Source organism: Shewanella sp. FDAARGOS_354 (assembly GCF_002209245.2).
Taxonomy (GTDB): Bacteria; Pseudomonadota; Gammaproteobacteria; order Enterobacterales; family Shewanellaceae; genus Shewanella; species Shewanella xiamenensis.
Genome location: NZ_CP022089.2, coordinates 1896423 through 1910665 on the forward strand (window position 1 = coordinate 1896423; position 14243 = coordinate 1910665).

10 protein-coding genes and 1 pseudogene are annotated in these 14243 nt (G+C 45.9%); 6 read left to right on the forward strand and 5 right to left on the reverse strand.

Annotation, left to right across the window (positions count from 1 at the left end):
* Nucleotides 1–201: 201 nt before the first annotated feature.
* The 6 genes from CEQ32_RS08565 (at nucleotide 202) to CEQ32_RS08590 (ending at nucleotide 9440) form a co-directional block, all read left to right on the forward strand.
* Nucleotides 202–1845: an L-lactate permease gene (locus tag CEQ32_RS08565; RefSeq protein ID WP_037416068.1), complete on the forward strand. Its 1644-nt coding sequence runs from the start codon at nucleotides 202–204 to the stop codon at nucleotides 1843–1845.
* Between the two features lie 66 nt (nucleotides 1846–1911).
* Nucleotides 1912–4716, forward strand: coding sequence for an FAD-binding and (Fe-S)-binding domain-containing protein (locus CEQ32_RS08570; protein WP_088585853.1), 2805 nt, complete (start codon nucleotides 1912–1914; stop codon nucleotides 4714–4716).
* Nucleotides 4717–5017: 301 nt separating this feature from the next.
* Nucleotides 5018–5761: a (Fe-S)-binding protein gene (locus CEQ32_RS08575; RefSeq protein WP_037416062.1), complete on the forward strand. Its 744-nt coding sequence runs from the start codon at nucleotides 5018–5020 to the stop codon at nucleotides 5759–5761.
* Nucleotides 5762–5771: 10 nt separating this feature from the next.
* The gene (locus CEQ32_RS08580) at nucleotides 5772–7166 is read left to right on the forward strand and encodes a lactate utilization protein B (RefSeq protein WP_055648002.1); all 1395 of its coding nucleotides are present in this window, start codon (nucleotides 5772–5774) and stop codon (nucleotides 7164–7166) included.
* 1 nt (nucleotide 7167) lies between these two features.
* Nucleotides 7168–7737: a LutC/YkgG family protein gene (locus CEQ32_RS08585; RefSeq protein WP_037425853.1), complete on the forward strand. Its 570-nt coding sequence runs from the start codon at nucleotides 7168–7170 to the stop codon at nucleotides 7735–7737.
* A 524-nt stretch (nucleotides 7738–8261) separates the two neighbouring features.
* Nucleotides 8262–9440, forward strand: coding sequence for an AAA family ATPase (locus tag CEQ32_RS08590; protein ID WP_037425855.1), 1179 nt, complete (start codon nucleotides 8262–8264; stop codon nucleotides 9438–9440).
* A gap of 100 nt (nucleotides 9441–9540) precedes the next feature.
* Here CEQ32_RS08590 and CEQ32_RS23070 read toward each other — a convergent pair.
* The 5 genes and pseudogenes from CEQ32_RS23070 to CEQ32_RS08620 form a co-directional block, all read right to left on the reverse strand.
* A pseudogene (locus CEQ32_RS23070) lies at nucleotides 9541–9668 on the reverse strand (transposase); the annotation flags it as partial.
* A gap of 190 nt (nucleotides 9669–9858) precedes the next feature.
* Nucleotides 9859–10488 (reverse strand): DUF2441 domain-containing protein, encoded by a 630-nt coding sequence (locus tag CEQ32_RS08600; protein ID WP_157173863.1) that lies wholly within the window; start codon nucleotides 10486–10488, stop codon nucleotides 9859–9861.
* A gap of 121 nt (nucleotides 10489–10609) precedes the next feature.
* A complete protein-coding gene (locus CEQ32_RS08605) occupies nucleotides 10610–11122 on the reverse strand; it encodes a hypothetical protein (protein ID WP_037425858.1) in 513 nt (170 codons plus the stop codon).
* Nucleotides 11123–11190: 68 nt separating this feature from the next.
* Nucleotides 11191–11736 (reverse strand): hypothetical protein, encoded by a 546-nt coding sequence (locus CEQ32_RS08610; RefSeq protein ID WP_197278440.1) that lies wholly within the window; start codon nucleotides 11734–11736, stop codon nucleotides 11191–11193.
* 803 nt (nucleotides 11737–12539) lie between these two features.
* Entirely contained in the window at nucleotides 12540–14051 is a 1512-nt protein-coding gene (locus CEQ32_RS08620; protein WP_037416051.1) for a hypothetical protein, read from the reverse strand.
* Nucleotides 14052–14243 lie beyond the last annotated feature (192 nt).

Below are 14243 nucleotides of genomic sequence, written 5' to 3' on the forward strand. Positions count from 1 at the left end.
AATTAGCATTTCATACAGCAGTCAAAATGATCTAGATCATATAAGTTCAACCCCGAATAGCGTCTAGTACACACCACAGAATGTCGTAACAGTGATTATTAGTAGTGAATACTGCTGATTTATCCACCATAAGTTCTGATATCGAAGCACCAATAAGATTCCTATAAAAAATAAGACAGACCACTTTATGTAGAGGCAAGCATGACAATACTCCAACTCTTCGCCAGCTTGACGCCAGTGCTCAGTGTAATGATCTTTCTTGTATTACTGAGAATGCCCGCGTCAAAAGCTATGCCCATTTCCATGGTAGTTACGGCCATCGCCGCCGTATTTATTTGGCAAATGGATACCACTCTATTGGCCGCATCCGTTCTTGAAGGACTGCTGTCAGCGATCACGCCATTAACCATCATCTTCGGTGCGGTATTCCTACTTAATACTCTGAAATATTCAGGTGCAATGGATACTATCCGAGCAGGCTTCACTAACATCAGTGCCGATGCCCGTGTACAGGTGATTATTATTTGTTGGTTATTCGGCGCCTTTATCGAAGGTAGCGCAGGCTTTGGTACGCCAGCCGCCATTGGCGCGCCACTGCTGGTATTACTGGGAGTACCTCCTGTCGCCGCCGCCGTAGTCGCCTTAATTGCTGACTCAGCCTGCGTATCATTTGGGGCAATTGGTTTACCCGTGCTCTTTGGGATGGAACAGGGTCTTATCCAAGGTGGTGTAAGCATGGCTGCTGAGCAGTTTGCTGCCCATGGTGGAACCTATGCGGGTTATGCTCGATATATCGTAATGCATATGATCACTATCGACTTAATCACAGGTTCATTAATTCCACTGGTTATGGTGACGATGCTGACCGGGTTCTTTGGCCGCAACAAATCCTTTAAAGAAGGCTTAGCCATTTGGAAATTTGCGATTTTCGCAGGTCTTGCCTTTACTGTCCCCGCCTGGATTATTAACTACCTTGCAGGCCCTGAATTCCCATCAGTTATTGGTGCATTAATCGGTATGGCACTGGTGATCCCTGTTGCGCGTAAGGGCTACCTACTGCCTAAAACACCTTGGAATGATTTCGCAGAGAATGACAACCAAGAAGGTGTGAAGATCGAAGCGAAAGCCCAGTTTTCACAAATTGCCGCCTGGACACCTTATATCATCATGGCTGCGCTGTTAGTGTTATCTCGTACAGTCACGCCACTGAAAGCTTGGTTATCGAGTTTCAACATTAGCTGGACAGGCCTGATGGGTACTGAGCTTAAAGCGAGCTTTGCAACCTTATACGCCCCTGGCGCCTTCTTCGTCGCAGTGTGTATTATCGGTTTCTTCCTGTTCAAAATGAAAAGTCCTGCGATTAAGCAATCCATCGGTGTTTCATGCAAATCAATGTTACCGACGATTATTTCATTAGGTGCTTCAGTACCTATGGTGAAAATCTTCTTAAACTCAGGTGCTAATGGTGCTGGACTAGCCTCTATGCCAGTGGCCTTAGCCGATATGTTGGGCCATTCAATGGGCGCGGTATGGGCATGGATGGCGCCTATCGTGGGGATTTTTGGTGCCTTCCTGTCAGGTTCAGCGACGTTCTCAAACATGATGTTCTCAAGCCTGCAATACAGTGTGGCTGATAATGTTGGCATGAACCATACGCTGATATTGGCACTGCAAGGTATCGGTGCAAACGCCGGTAACATGATGTGCGTAATGAACGTGGTTGCCGCAGCAACTGTAGTAGGTATGGCGGGTAGAGAGTCGGAAATTATTCGTAAAACCATGCCTGTTGCCCTTGGCTACGCCTTACTTGCAGGCACTATCGCAACACTTTGGGGTGGCTTCTAATCCATCTTGTTCGAAGTCACGCCGAGTGACTTCGACTTTCTTCTATAAGATAAAGAGAGTGATGTTATGTCGATTAACTACAAAGAGGTCATCAGTGATCTCAGAACACAATTAGGTGATCGTCCGGTGACGGATGATCCCGTCCGTCGTTTTGCTTGGTCTACCGATGCCAGCTACTTCAGAATCGTGCCCGAAGTTGTTGTCCATACCGAGACCTTAGAACAGGTAAAACTCACCTTAGCCGTTGCCCGCAAGCATAATGCGCCCGTCACATTTAGAGCAGCAGGCACCAGTTTATCTGGCCAAGCGATTGGTGAAGGGATACTACTTATCCTTGGCCATGATGGTTTTAGAAAGATTGAAGTCAGTAGCGATGCAAAACAAATTACCTTAGGTGCCGCCGTTATTGGTTCAGACGCGAATGCTGCGCTTGCGCCACTGAATCGCAAAATCGGCCCCGATCCAGCGACGATTGCTTCGGCAAAAATTGGCGGAATTGTTGCTAACAACGCTTCAGGCATGTGCTGTGGTACTGCTCAAAACAGTTACCAAACCATCGCATCGGCAAAACTGTTGTTTGCCGATGGCACTGAACTCGATACTGGCTGTGAAAAATCTAAGGCTGAGTTTGCTAAGACCCACGGAAAATTACTGCAAGATCTGAGCGAGCTCTCCCATCTGACACGCCATAACACCGTATTGGCCGAGCGCATTCGTAAAAAGTATTCCATCAAAAATACCACTGGCTACGGTATTAACTCCTTAATCGATTTTACCGACCCATTTGACATCATTAACCACTTAATGGTCGGGATGGAAGGTACGTTAGCTTTCATTAACGAAGTCACTTACCACACTGTAAATGAAGCTAAATTTAAAGCCTCAGCCATGGCTGTATTCCATAATATGGAAGATGCTGCACGCGCCATTCCGCTGATTAATGGTGAAAGTGTTTCTGCGGCCGAACTCCTTGACTGGCCATCCATTAAAGCGGTAACAGGCAAGCCAGGCATGCCAGATTGGTTGTCGGAACTGCCTGCATTATCGGCGATTCTATTGATAGAATCCCGTGCGGATGATGCTCAAACGCTCGAACGCTATACCCAAGATGTCAGTACCAAGCTGGCTGGTTTTGACTTCATCCGTCCGATGGAATTCAGTACCAATCCCGCGGTTTACGACAAGTACTGGGCGATGCGTAAAGGGCTTTTCCCCATTGTCGGTGGCGAGCGTCCAAAAGGAACCTCAGTTATCATCGAAGACGTGGCCTTTGAGCTTGAACATCTAGCCGCAGCAGCTCACGATATCACTGAGCTTTTCCATAAACATGGTTACCCTGAAGGCTGTATTTATGGCCACGCGCTAGCAGGTAACTTCCACTTCATTATTACTCCTACCTTCTCCACTCAAGCCGATATTGACCGCTTCCATGCCTTTATGGACGATATTGCCGATATGGTGATTAACAAGTACAACGGCTCAATGAAAGCTGAGCATGGCACCGGCCGCGCTGTGGCACCATTTGTTGAAAAAGAATGGGGACAAGATGCTTACACTTTGATGAAGAGCATCAAACAACTATTTGATCCTCAGGGTATTCTAAACCCAGGCGTTATTCTTAACGATGATGCGAACGTCCACGTTAAAAATATTAAGCCCTGCCCTGTTGTCGATGATTTTGTTGATAGATGTATTGAATGTGGCTTCTGCGAAAAAACCTGCCCAACATCAGCACTTAACTTCTCGCCACGTCAACGTATCGCTACTCTGCGTGAAATCGAACGCTTAGAGCAGTCCGGTGATAAAGCTGCGGCCGCTAAAATGCGCGCCGATGCAAAATACGATGTGATTGATACCTGCGCTGCCTGTCAGCTTTGTACTATCGCCTGTCCAGTCGATAACAGCATGGGTCAGTTAGTCCGTAAACTACGTACACCTTATATCAGCACCACAGAGCAAAAAGTATTGGATTTCCAAGCCAAGCATTTTGGCGCGGTAAACCAAGTGATCAGTACGGGCTTTGATGTACTTGGCGTTATCCATAAAATCACCGGCGATGGCATTACTAATGCACTGATGAAAACGGGTCGGCTGATTTCTAAAGAAGTGCCCTACTGGAATCCTGACTTCCCCAAAGGCGGCAAACTGCCTAAACCGTCACCCGCCAAAGCAGGCCAAGAAACCGTGGTTTACTTCCCCGCCTGTGGTGGCCGGACCTTTGGTCCAACGCCGAAAGATCCGGATAACCGCACCTTGCCAGAAGTGGTTGTAACCCTACTAGAGCGCGCGGGCTATAACGTTGTCACGCCAGAAAAGACCCGCGATTTATGTTGCGGCCAAATGTGGGAATCAAAGGGCGACTTTAAAAACGCCGACGCCAAACGCCAAGAGCTTATCGATGTGCTTAGCAAGATGAGCAATGGCGGCAAGATCCCAGTGTTAGTCGATGCCTTATCTTGTACTTATCGCACCCTCACGGGTAACCCAAAGGTACAAATAACGGATCTAGTTGAGTTTATGCATGACAAGCTGCTGGACAAGCTGACCATCAACAAAAAGGTCAATGTTGCTTTACACTTAGGTTGTAGTGCTCGCAAGATGAAGTTAGAGCCTAAGATGCAAGCCATTGCCAATGCTTGCTCGGCGCAAGTGCTCAAACCCGCGGGTATTGAATGTTGTGGATACGCCGGTGAAAAAGGTTTATATAAGCCAGAAATCAACGCCAGCGCCCTGCGCAATATTAAGAAGTTAATCCCAGTTGAGGTTAAAGAAGGCTATTACGCCAACCGTATGTGCGAGGTCGGTTTGACCCAACACAGTGGTATTTCCTACCGCCACTTAGCGTATCTGCTCGAAGAGTGCAGTCGCTAACACACTGACCAAACGGGGCTAAAGATAGCCCCGTTTTTCTTTAGAAGAAAACTATTCTCATTTATCGACAACTCCGCAAAGTTAACGAAATAAATCTTAAAATAAAAACCAAATTAACCATTTAAAATCATATTGTTAAAAACTTCTCATTTTTGCAAAAATCTAGTAGATCATTTACTAAATTAGGGCTACTTATTTACTTTAGATAAGCCTATATTGGATCAACTACCTTAGCATTTGTGTGGACTTTGGGGCCACAATGCAAGGCAATGTCGTTCACTAACAAGAAAGAGAAAGCACAATGAAAATCGCCCTTTTCATCCCGTGTCTTGTTAACCAAATGATGCCGGATGTGGCCATTGCCACTCTGGAATTACTGGAAAAACTCGGACACCAAGTGATTCTACCCGCAGGCCAAACTTGCTGTGGCCAACCGATGACTAACTCGGGTTGCTTTGATGCAGCACGCAGTACCACCTTGAAATTACTCAATGCCTTCAAAGGTGTAGAATGCGATGCCATTGTTTGTCCTGCCGCTTCTTGTTTAGTGGCCGCCAAAGAAAATTTCCACGAGTTTGATAGCAGCCCAGAAGCTCAAGCCGTTATCGACAAACTCTATGAGCTGACCGAGTTCCTCCACGATATCGCTCCCATTCCCGCCTTCAACAAACCTTTTGCCCATAAGATCAGCCTGCAACTAAGCTGTCACGGCATTCGTATGCTGAGCCTTGCCACGCCAAGCGAGCAAATGGGCCCACGATTCAACAAAGTTGAAGCCGTGCTTGCTAATATCGCAGGTATCGACATTGTCTATCCAGACCGCCGCGATGAATGCTGTGGCTTTGGTGGTACGTTTGCCGTCGATGAAGGTGCCGTATCCGCCAAGATGGGTAAAGACAAAGCCCAAGCCCACGCGGCAACAGGCGCGCAATATGTGGTTGGCTTCGACCCCTCTTGCCTCTTGCACCTCGATGGCATGATCCGCAGACAACAATTGCCGATTGAAATTCGCCACATAGCGCAAGTGCTAAACGCCGCGCTCTAGGAGACCCACTATGGCATATCAACATAATCACGGAGCCACGGGTTCACAGGTTCACGCTCATAAAGCCGATATTTTCTGCCGCGATGAAACCCGAGTTGACTGGCACTCTAAAGCCCTCTGGGTACTGCGTGAAAAACGTGACCGCGCCGCTGGCAGCTTACCCGAATGGGAGCAACTGCGTCAGTTAGGTTCTGAAATCAAACTGCACACCTTAACCAACCTTGCACAATACCTTGAAACCTTTGAGCAAAACTGCCTTGCCAACGGCATCAAAGTGCATTGGGCTAAAGATGGTGCCGAGCACAACCGTATCGTGCACGAGATCTTAGCTAGCCATAAAGTGAAGAAGTTAGTTAAGTCCAAATCCATGCTCACCGAGGAATGTCATCTCAATCCTTACTTAGAGCAGCGTGGAATTGAAGTCATCGACACCGACTTAGGTGAGCGCATTATTCAGCTCGCGAAAATGCCGCCTTCGCACATTGTGGTGCCCGCTATTCACATGAAAAAAGAAGAAGTCGGTGACCTCTTCCATGAGAAACTCGGCACTAAAGCGGGGGCAGCCGATCCCTTGTATTTAACCCGTGCCGCCCGCGCGCATTTGCGTGAAAAATTCCTCAGCGCCGATGCCGCCATGACAGGGGTAAACATGGCGATTGCCGATAAGGGCGCCGTGGTCGTTTGTACCAACGAAGGTAACGCCGATATGGGCGCTAACCTGCCCAAGTTGCAGTTGCATTCAATGGGGATCGACAAAATTGTCCCCGATATCGACAGCGCCGCCGTGTTACTACGCACCCTCGCACGCAACGCAACTGGCCAACCCGTCACTACTTATAGCGCCTTCTACCGTGGACCACAGGTCGATGGAGAGATGCATGTGATCATCGTCGATAACGGCCGTACCGAGATGATGAAGGATAAAATCCTTGCCGAATCATTGAAATGTATTCGTTGCGGCGGTTGTTTAAATACTTGTCCTGTGTATCGCCGCTCTGGTGGTTACAGCTACAACTACACCATTCCCGGCCCGATTGGGATTGCGGTGGGTGCCAAGCATGACGATACCAACTCCATCGCTTGGGCTTGTACTCTGTGTGGTAGCTGTACCTATGTCTGCCCGACCAAGGTGCCGCTCGATAAGATTATTCACCACCACAGACGCCTTAAGGCCGAAGCCGGACAACTCCCCTACGGCAAAAACGGCTATATGCCATTAGTGGGTAAATTTATGGCAAGCACGACTCTGCTCAATTGCTCAATGGGCGCGGCCCGAACTGCACTGCGCATTCTGCCGGGTAGTCTGCTCAAGCCCTTTAGCGGTGCCTGGGGTAAATACCGTGAACTGCCAGTCGCCCCCAACTCCAGCTTCGAAGCTTGGTTTAAGAAACACAGGAGCCTATAAGATGTCTAGTAAGCACGAAATTCTCAATGCGCTCAAACTGTCGGCTTTAACAAACCATCCTATGCCGAGCATCGATGTCGCCCCAAGGGTTGAAGATCTGGTTGGCCAGTTTGAAACCAATCTGAAAACCGTTGCGGGTACACTTCACCGTGAAGGCGGCCTCGCGGCACTGCAAGCCAAAGTGGATGAGCTTGTCGCCCAAGGCTTACAGGTTATCTCCCTCGTTGAGGGCATCACAGCAAACCGTGATGTGCCACCAACGGCTCACGAGCTCAGGGATATCGATTATGCGGTGATACCTGGGGATATTGGTGTTGCCGAAAATGGTGCCATTTGGGTAAACAATAAGAACTTAGGCCACAGAGTAACGCCTTTTATCTGTGAAAACCTGATCTTAGCCCTGCCAGCCAATAAGATTGTGCCAAACATGCATCAAGCGGCAAAAGAAATCACGCTAGCCTCAGGTGAGTTTGGGGTGTTTATCGCCGGTCCCTCAAAAACCGCCGATATCGAACAAGCCCTCGTCGTCGGTGCTCACGGCGCCTGCAGCTCGAACGTGTATTTGCTGTAATGCCTCAAGATTTAATGTAACCAAGAAACGCAAAGGTTACGGGACAATCGAAACATGAAAGCCGACCTTTATTGGCGGCTTTCTTATTTAAAATTTAGCATAACAATATTTGAAACATTTGATTTATAAGGGTTATTCGCCTACAGGTACAGGCTTGCCATGGCATTCGCCGCCGACTCGGTGAATAGAGAAATCTAGGATTTCTAAGCTTATGAACGAGAGCCATGGTCGTTCTCACGTATCCCTGCATTGCACGACATTCAGGCGTCCTACCTATAAGATGGCGAACGGGCTGTTAAACACGGATGTAGTGCAAGTCAATCAGTGGATGCAAGGCCGCGCCGTACTGCTCTTTGATGAGCGCCGCAGCCTAAAGCAATAACTAGTGATAAGTAAAGGATCTTTATCAAGTCGCTTTAACCAGATGCGATAGCGCAATACTGAAGATACCTTACGAGTATCCTCGACGCGGCAGGTCGTATTCTCGACTATATCTATTAGGCATTTATAGTAAAGGTGAGTAAATGAACGAGGTATTACTACAAATAAAGGCGCTCACCAATAGTGATCCTTTGTTGACGGCTGTCATTGTTGGAGTATTAACATTTACGTTAATTGGACTCGTAGGCTACATGCTAAAAGATGTCCCCGCGAAACTGTTAAGTTGGCTCAGTAGCCTGCTATTTGTGCGGCTCACTATAGACGATAGCCATCAGGCACGCACAGAGATATTCAATAAGCTGTCCTTTTTGATCAGTAATACTACCATTCCGTTTTTTTCACGTTCTATCTCTGAGGCTGTGTACTTTGACTATGGTGTGAATTACGACGGGCGTGTCAGTGTTAAGTCTATCGGCTATGGTATGCATCTGTTTAAATACGGTGGTTGTTTTATGTTGGCAACCCGTACTAAGGTCGATAGTTCGATGGCATACGATTCTATTACTGTAAGAGCACCATGGTGGGCAAAAGATAAACTATATCGTTTTTTAGAAGATACTCGTGGAGACATTCCTACTGAGCCGAAAGTGAATATTTTCGAAGAAACCGAATGGTGTCGCTACGGTACATTGAAATCATCGGGTTTTAGTGACTTAGTGCTAGATGAAGGGTTTAAGCAGGACTTGATGAGGGAAGTTGATAACTTTGCAAGTCGGGGAAAATCGGTTGTAAGTAAGCTAACCATACTGCTACATGGAAAAACGGGCACGGGTAAGACGGGTATCGCGAGGGCCTTAGCGGTTGAGTATCATCGCGATCTATACATATTGAATCTATCGACTGTCAATGATGCCACTATTCATAAGGCGATTAGAAAGGTAGCGCCCGGAGCGATGTTGTTAATAGAGGACTGTGATTGTGTAAAGGCTACGGTATCACGTACAGCTGAAAGCAACGTAGACAACCCACCACTCACTTTAGGTGGCGTACTCAACGCGTTAGACGGCGTCATTCCTCTTGATGACTGCCTTGTCATAATGACCACAAATCATCTCGATCATCTTGACCCTGCGTTGATACGTAAAGGTCGTGTAGATGTCAGTATTGAAGTGCCGCTTATCAGTGCAAAGCAAGTTAATGAGGACTACTTTGAGCGTTTTGGCGCAGTACTGAATAGAACTGAGCCATTGTTAGGTTGTGAAGTCTATGAACTCCATCGCAGAGCGAGCTTAAGATATGGAGTGTGTTGTAAGCCAGTGTAACCCTCTTCCTCCTAAATGGACTCATTCAATGGTCAACTCTATTTGGCCAGCGCTTTAACCGAGTACTTATAGGGTCTGAGTTAACTTTCCTCAGGCCCTTTAACTTGCCAAACTCAGTAGTGGGCTTGAGCCAGTTTTCATGAGGATATTTAATCTTGTCAGTAACTTAGTGCTAGTTTCACTGATGGCGCCACGTTTATCATTGCGAATGATTCGCCCAGTATCCTCTTCTACCAATTGTTCTCTAAGGGCAGGTCATATCTGCACAAAAGTCTCTTTCAAAATACGACCTTAGCACCTTCAAATTCTCAATCAGCTATTTGCATAATAAAGTGTCAATAACCAACATCGGACTTGTTCAACACTTGCCATGCCTTTTGAGAATGGGTCGCGGCTACGCGCGGCCTATCCTTATTTGTTATGCAAATTCTTCAGGGCTCAGAAACTCCATAACTCGAAGGCGTCCTTCAAAAAGGATTTCCTGAGTCGCTGAATCATTATGGATTCCTAACCAATATTGTCTTGCACGTTTTAGTGTCATCTCCATTGGCTCGCTATCACCTAAAAGGTGCTCATCACTACCAGTGTGCAGACGACCTTGCAATCTAACCCGCGCTATTTGAAAACTTTGTCCCTCGAGCCCTAAACGCTCAAGCCAGAACCTGACACCTTCCCGTTCTAGGATTAACCAGATGCACCGCTGCCTTGATGGCAAATGAGGAAACTCTTGCTTTCTTATATCTTCCCAAATCAACTCTCTAACATAAGCAACAAAATGCCTAATAACCTCACTAGCAATATCAGCCACATGAGGAGAATTGATCTCACCTCTAGCGACACTCCCAACAAACTTTGCAGCTGGTACCATGATAGAACCTGATTCGGTGTTTACTGAATACTCTTTTCGTTGAGTCTCAAAAAACTTGAAATATGGATTACTCTCTCCACCAATATCTATTTCCTGTCCTTCTCTCCACATTTCAAATGGAGACCAAGGAGCAGCTCTATTGATGTGAAAATAATCACGTGCAGTATCTGCAATAGTCAATTGTTCCTCCTGTATTTGCATAGACGCTGCAATATGGGGCGTATTAAGCTTGGCTAAAATTAGCGAAGAATGAGCGCCAGCCAAGCTTTAGACGTCCCATTCATAATTGCTTTGTTATGCATTATCTCCGCTTATAAAGCAGACCAAATGAGCCTTTTGACCAACTCTCTGAAAAGTAGTCACCAACTTTTAGTGATTCAAAATGCCTCTTTGAAACATCAAGTTTAGTTGGCTCGTTGGTATGAGTAGTTTGAATATAAACATAGTAACTCATACCACCCTTAGTACTTTCATATGTGTCTAGCTCGACAATTTCACCCGTTAGTTGAACTTGTTGCTGTTCCCCAACCATTGCGTTTAGTCCCATAACATAGCCACCACTTATAAAAATAAGCATTGCTGCAATCATTGAAGTCCACAGAAAACCTTTTACTTTTCCTGCTTTCCTTCGATATTTTGGAACTTTAAAAAGGTACACATAAAAACAAAGCGCGCCGATAGGAAGAGATAAGAACTTAAATGCCCAATCGTATGATTCATTTAGGATTGTGTCGTACATAAATGTTGGAGCGACTCCAACTAAGATATATACAAGAAACGCCCAATCCCCATACTTTTTTAAATAATACTCCACAATTCATCCATAATTCATAAAGCTCAAAGCAGGCGCGCCGCGTTTTGGCGTCGCCCTGCCTTTGCTTGTTAAATTTTGACCAGCTTCTGCACACCATTACCCATCCTTGCGTTGTTGAGTGTGACAAAGCCAGAACCATCATTAAAAGCATAAAATACAGAATTTTCGTGCAAAACTTGTTTCAAATTCTCAAGTTCAGCGGGATTACTCGGCTCTACTATCCAGATGCCTGCGGTCACGTAAGCTGGATTGGTTCGATCTATAGTACAGCAATATTCAAAGTCGGCTAGTGCAGTAAGTAGTGGTCTTAAACCACCAATTAATGTATCCGATTTAGCCAACTTTGCTTCAAGGGATATTACCATTGCCATTTTTGAATAATCGAGATCATCAGAATCCAGATCTGAACTGTTGGAATAGGTAATGATGTATTGCCCATCAGGAAAATAAGTAGGAGCTCCTTCCATCACCGTAACCAGAGCCTTTGGATTTGAAAATTGAAACTCCAAATCTTGAACATCGCTCATCATAGAAACAGATGTAAGTACAATGCCAGTTGCAGAAATTAACCATTTTTTTAGACTTTCTTTATTCGGGAATTTCTTCTCGTTCATCGCACGAATCTCTCTGAGAAATTTAACGTCTTAGTATTTATGCGCTGCGCTGTTTGCAGGGCATAAATCGCTTGTTGACTCAATCTTAAATATGGCCGTTGCTACATCCGTGCCAATTGGTATAAATGATGCTATAGGAATTTGCTTTTTTGCGGTAGCGGTTTTTTATACAGTTTGATGGGTAATTACTTGATATCGTTTTAGCTTTCTCATTCTTTTACGCTCACTGTCGACTGGTTTTTGACCTTGGTTGACAGCATTCTGACCTCACATTCAGGCTGATGCTCGTACCGCCCCCCCCCTCACAGGCTTGCGCCTATAAGTTTGACTACTTTTCACTGTCAGCCATTCCGCTTCATCTTGAGGGCGTGGCTATCCTAGCTGGAGTACTAGCTGGCTTTAAAATATCGGACGGGCATGACTTCTAGGTTTAAAGTAACCTCATCACATTAGCTTTTCTATAGCCACTGCTTTATTCACCCTACTTGAATTTTTAACTTTGAAACACACTTTGGGGCAATAACTTTTAGCTGAACGAACTGCCAGAGGGGTCGTGAAGATTGGCATTGTTGCACCAGTGACCGTTGGCGACATGGATGTCGCCGTCGAGCCTATAAGGACATATTCACGGCGTGTCACTGGGGAAACAATGACAATTCACTCAGTACACCTAATGATCAAGCTATCTTGCTTTGAGGCACTTTGAGTTTACGAACAACACTATGGATAACATAAAATGGCAGCGCAAAACCTTCGCTGCCATTTTGATGAACAAGCCCAGTAAACCTTTCTACAACACATCACTACATAAAGGCTTTCGTAAAGGCTTCCTTCGACTGGCGAATATAATTGCGTGCACTTTGAGCATGTTGTTCCCATACCGCCCTATCGCTTGGATCGGTAAAGGGATTTTGCTCGGCGGCAATCGAGCGCTCAAAGCGGTCATAGAAGGTTAACATCGCTGAAGTAATTTGATTAAAACGTTCTTTAAACTCCTGAAACTCATCCATTTTTTCAGTCGTTTTAATCATGTACTGTACCAGTTCAGCATTACTATTAGAGGCAAGTAAGGCTTCGGCTTTGGCGCTGATATTGGCATTCACTTCAGCCATGATTTGCGCCCGAGTCTGCTCATCTTTACTCATCACCTTACTGTAATTTTCGGGCGTACGGGCAATGCTGGCGTGTTGCAGATAGCTACGCAGATGTTTGTCTAAATCCTTGCGGAAATTATCTAAGTTCTTCTGCATACTGACTAAATCATTATCGAGTGCGGTCACCTGTTGCAACTCTTTTTCGATTTCAGACATAAAGCGCTCGGCCTGCTGGTAAATCTTAAGGCCGTTTTCCTCGGCAAACTTTTTATCACTGCGACTTAAGTCGCTGTTGTCATAGTTTGAGCGGTCAAAGGTGGCCGCAAGGAAGGATTTAAAAGGTTCAGCAAAGGCTGAGTAGGCGCCAGCACTCACTACATTTAAGGTGGCGGTTGCTAAGTCGCCAAAGGGCTTAACCATAGAGCCTAAACGCGCCTGTTGAATCGGCGACGCAATCCGCTTAGCGTCAGTTAACACCGACCTAAAGGTGTTATAACCCAAAGGGTTAGACATTTTATTGCGCTCAGAGGTCGCCAGTACAAAGGTGATACTGGAATAAATCGCGTTCGAATACTCAAGGTATTGTCTTTGGCTTTCGAGCTGGGCGGCGTAGTTTTTCCCCAGCGTTCTAAAGGATTCGGCCTGAACCTCGTAGTTTTTGTCTTCTTTAAGTTTATCTAAAATGCCGCCGATAATTTTTTGCTCGTTTTTTTGCAGGGCAATATCTAAGCGAATTTTATCGAGGGTTAAATCATCCAAACTGATAGGGCCATTAATCGCTTCAATATCGAGGCGAACATATTGACGACTCGGATCGTCAATCGACACCCGATGGGCTAAATATTCATTTGTGCCAGGAGTAACATCGATAAGCGCCACATGCTGCCACTGGGCATCCAGTTTTAATACGGGCGATGTGAGCACATTAATCCGATATTGGGTTTGGATATTTTGAGTTTTTACCCAAAACTCTAATAGACCCGCTTCCGATACAGGGTATTTACTGACAATACTGCTATTGCCTTCTGCACATAACAACGCACTCTCGCCACTATGGGGCTCAGCACCCTCAAATTGGCACCCCATGATCCAAGACCAAGGTTGTGATAAGCGGTTACCCTCAAAATCGCTAGCAAACACTAACTCATTATCCTTGGCGCTGGCGTTAACACTGGTTAACACGCCAAACAACAGCATAGAGATGACTGCAGCGGTGCGCATAAGAGCCTCATAAAACTTAAATAACAAACGAAAAGCCAGACAAAGTGGCCCAGAATTTATCCTATCCACCTGCATTACTGTCAGTCGGTAACGGTATTTTATCGACAACACTCATACTACAGACTGAGCTCATTTTAAGCAGGGTTTAAACCAGCGAAATGTATCAGAGCGCATGCCGACACGCCAGTATTA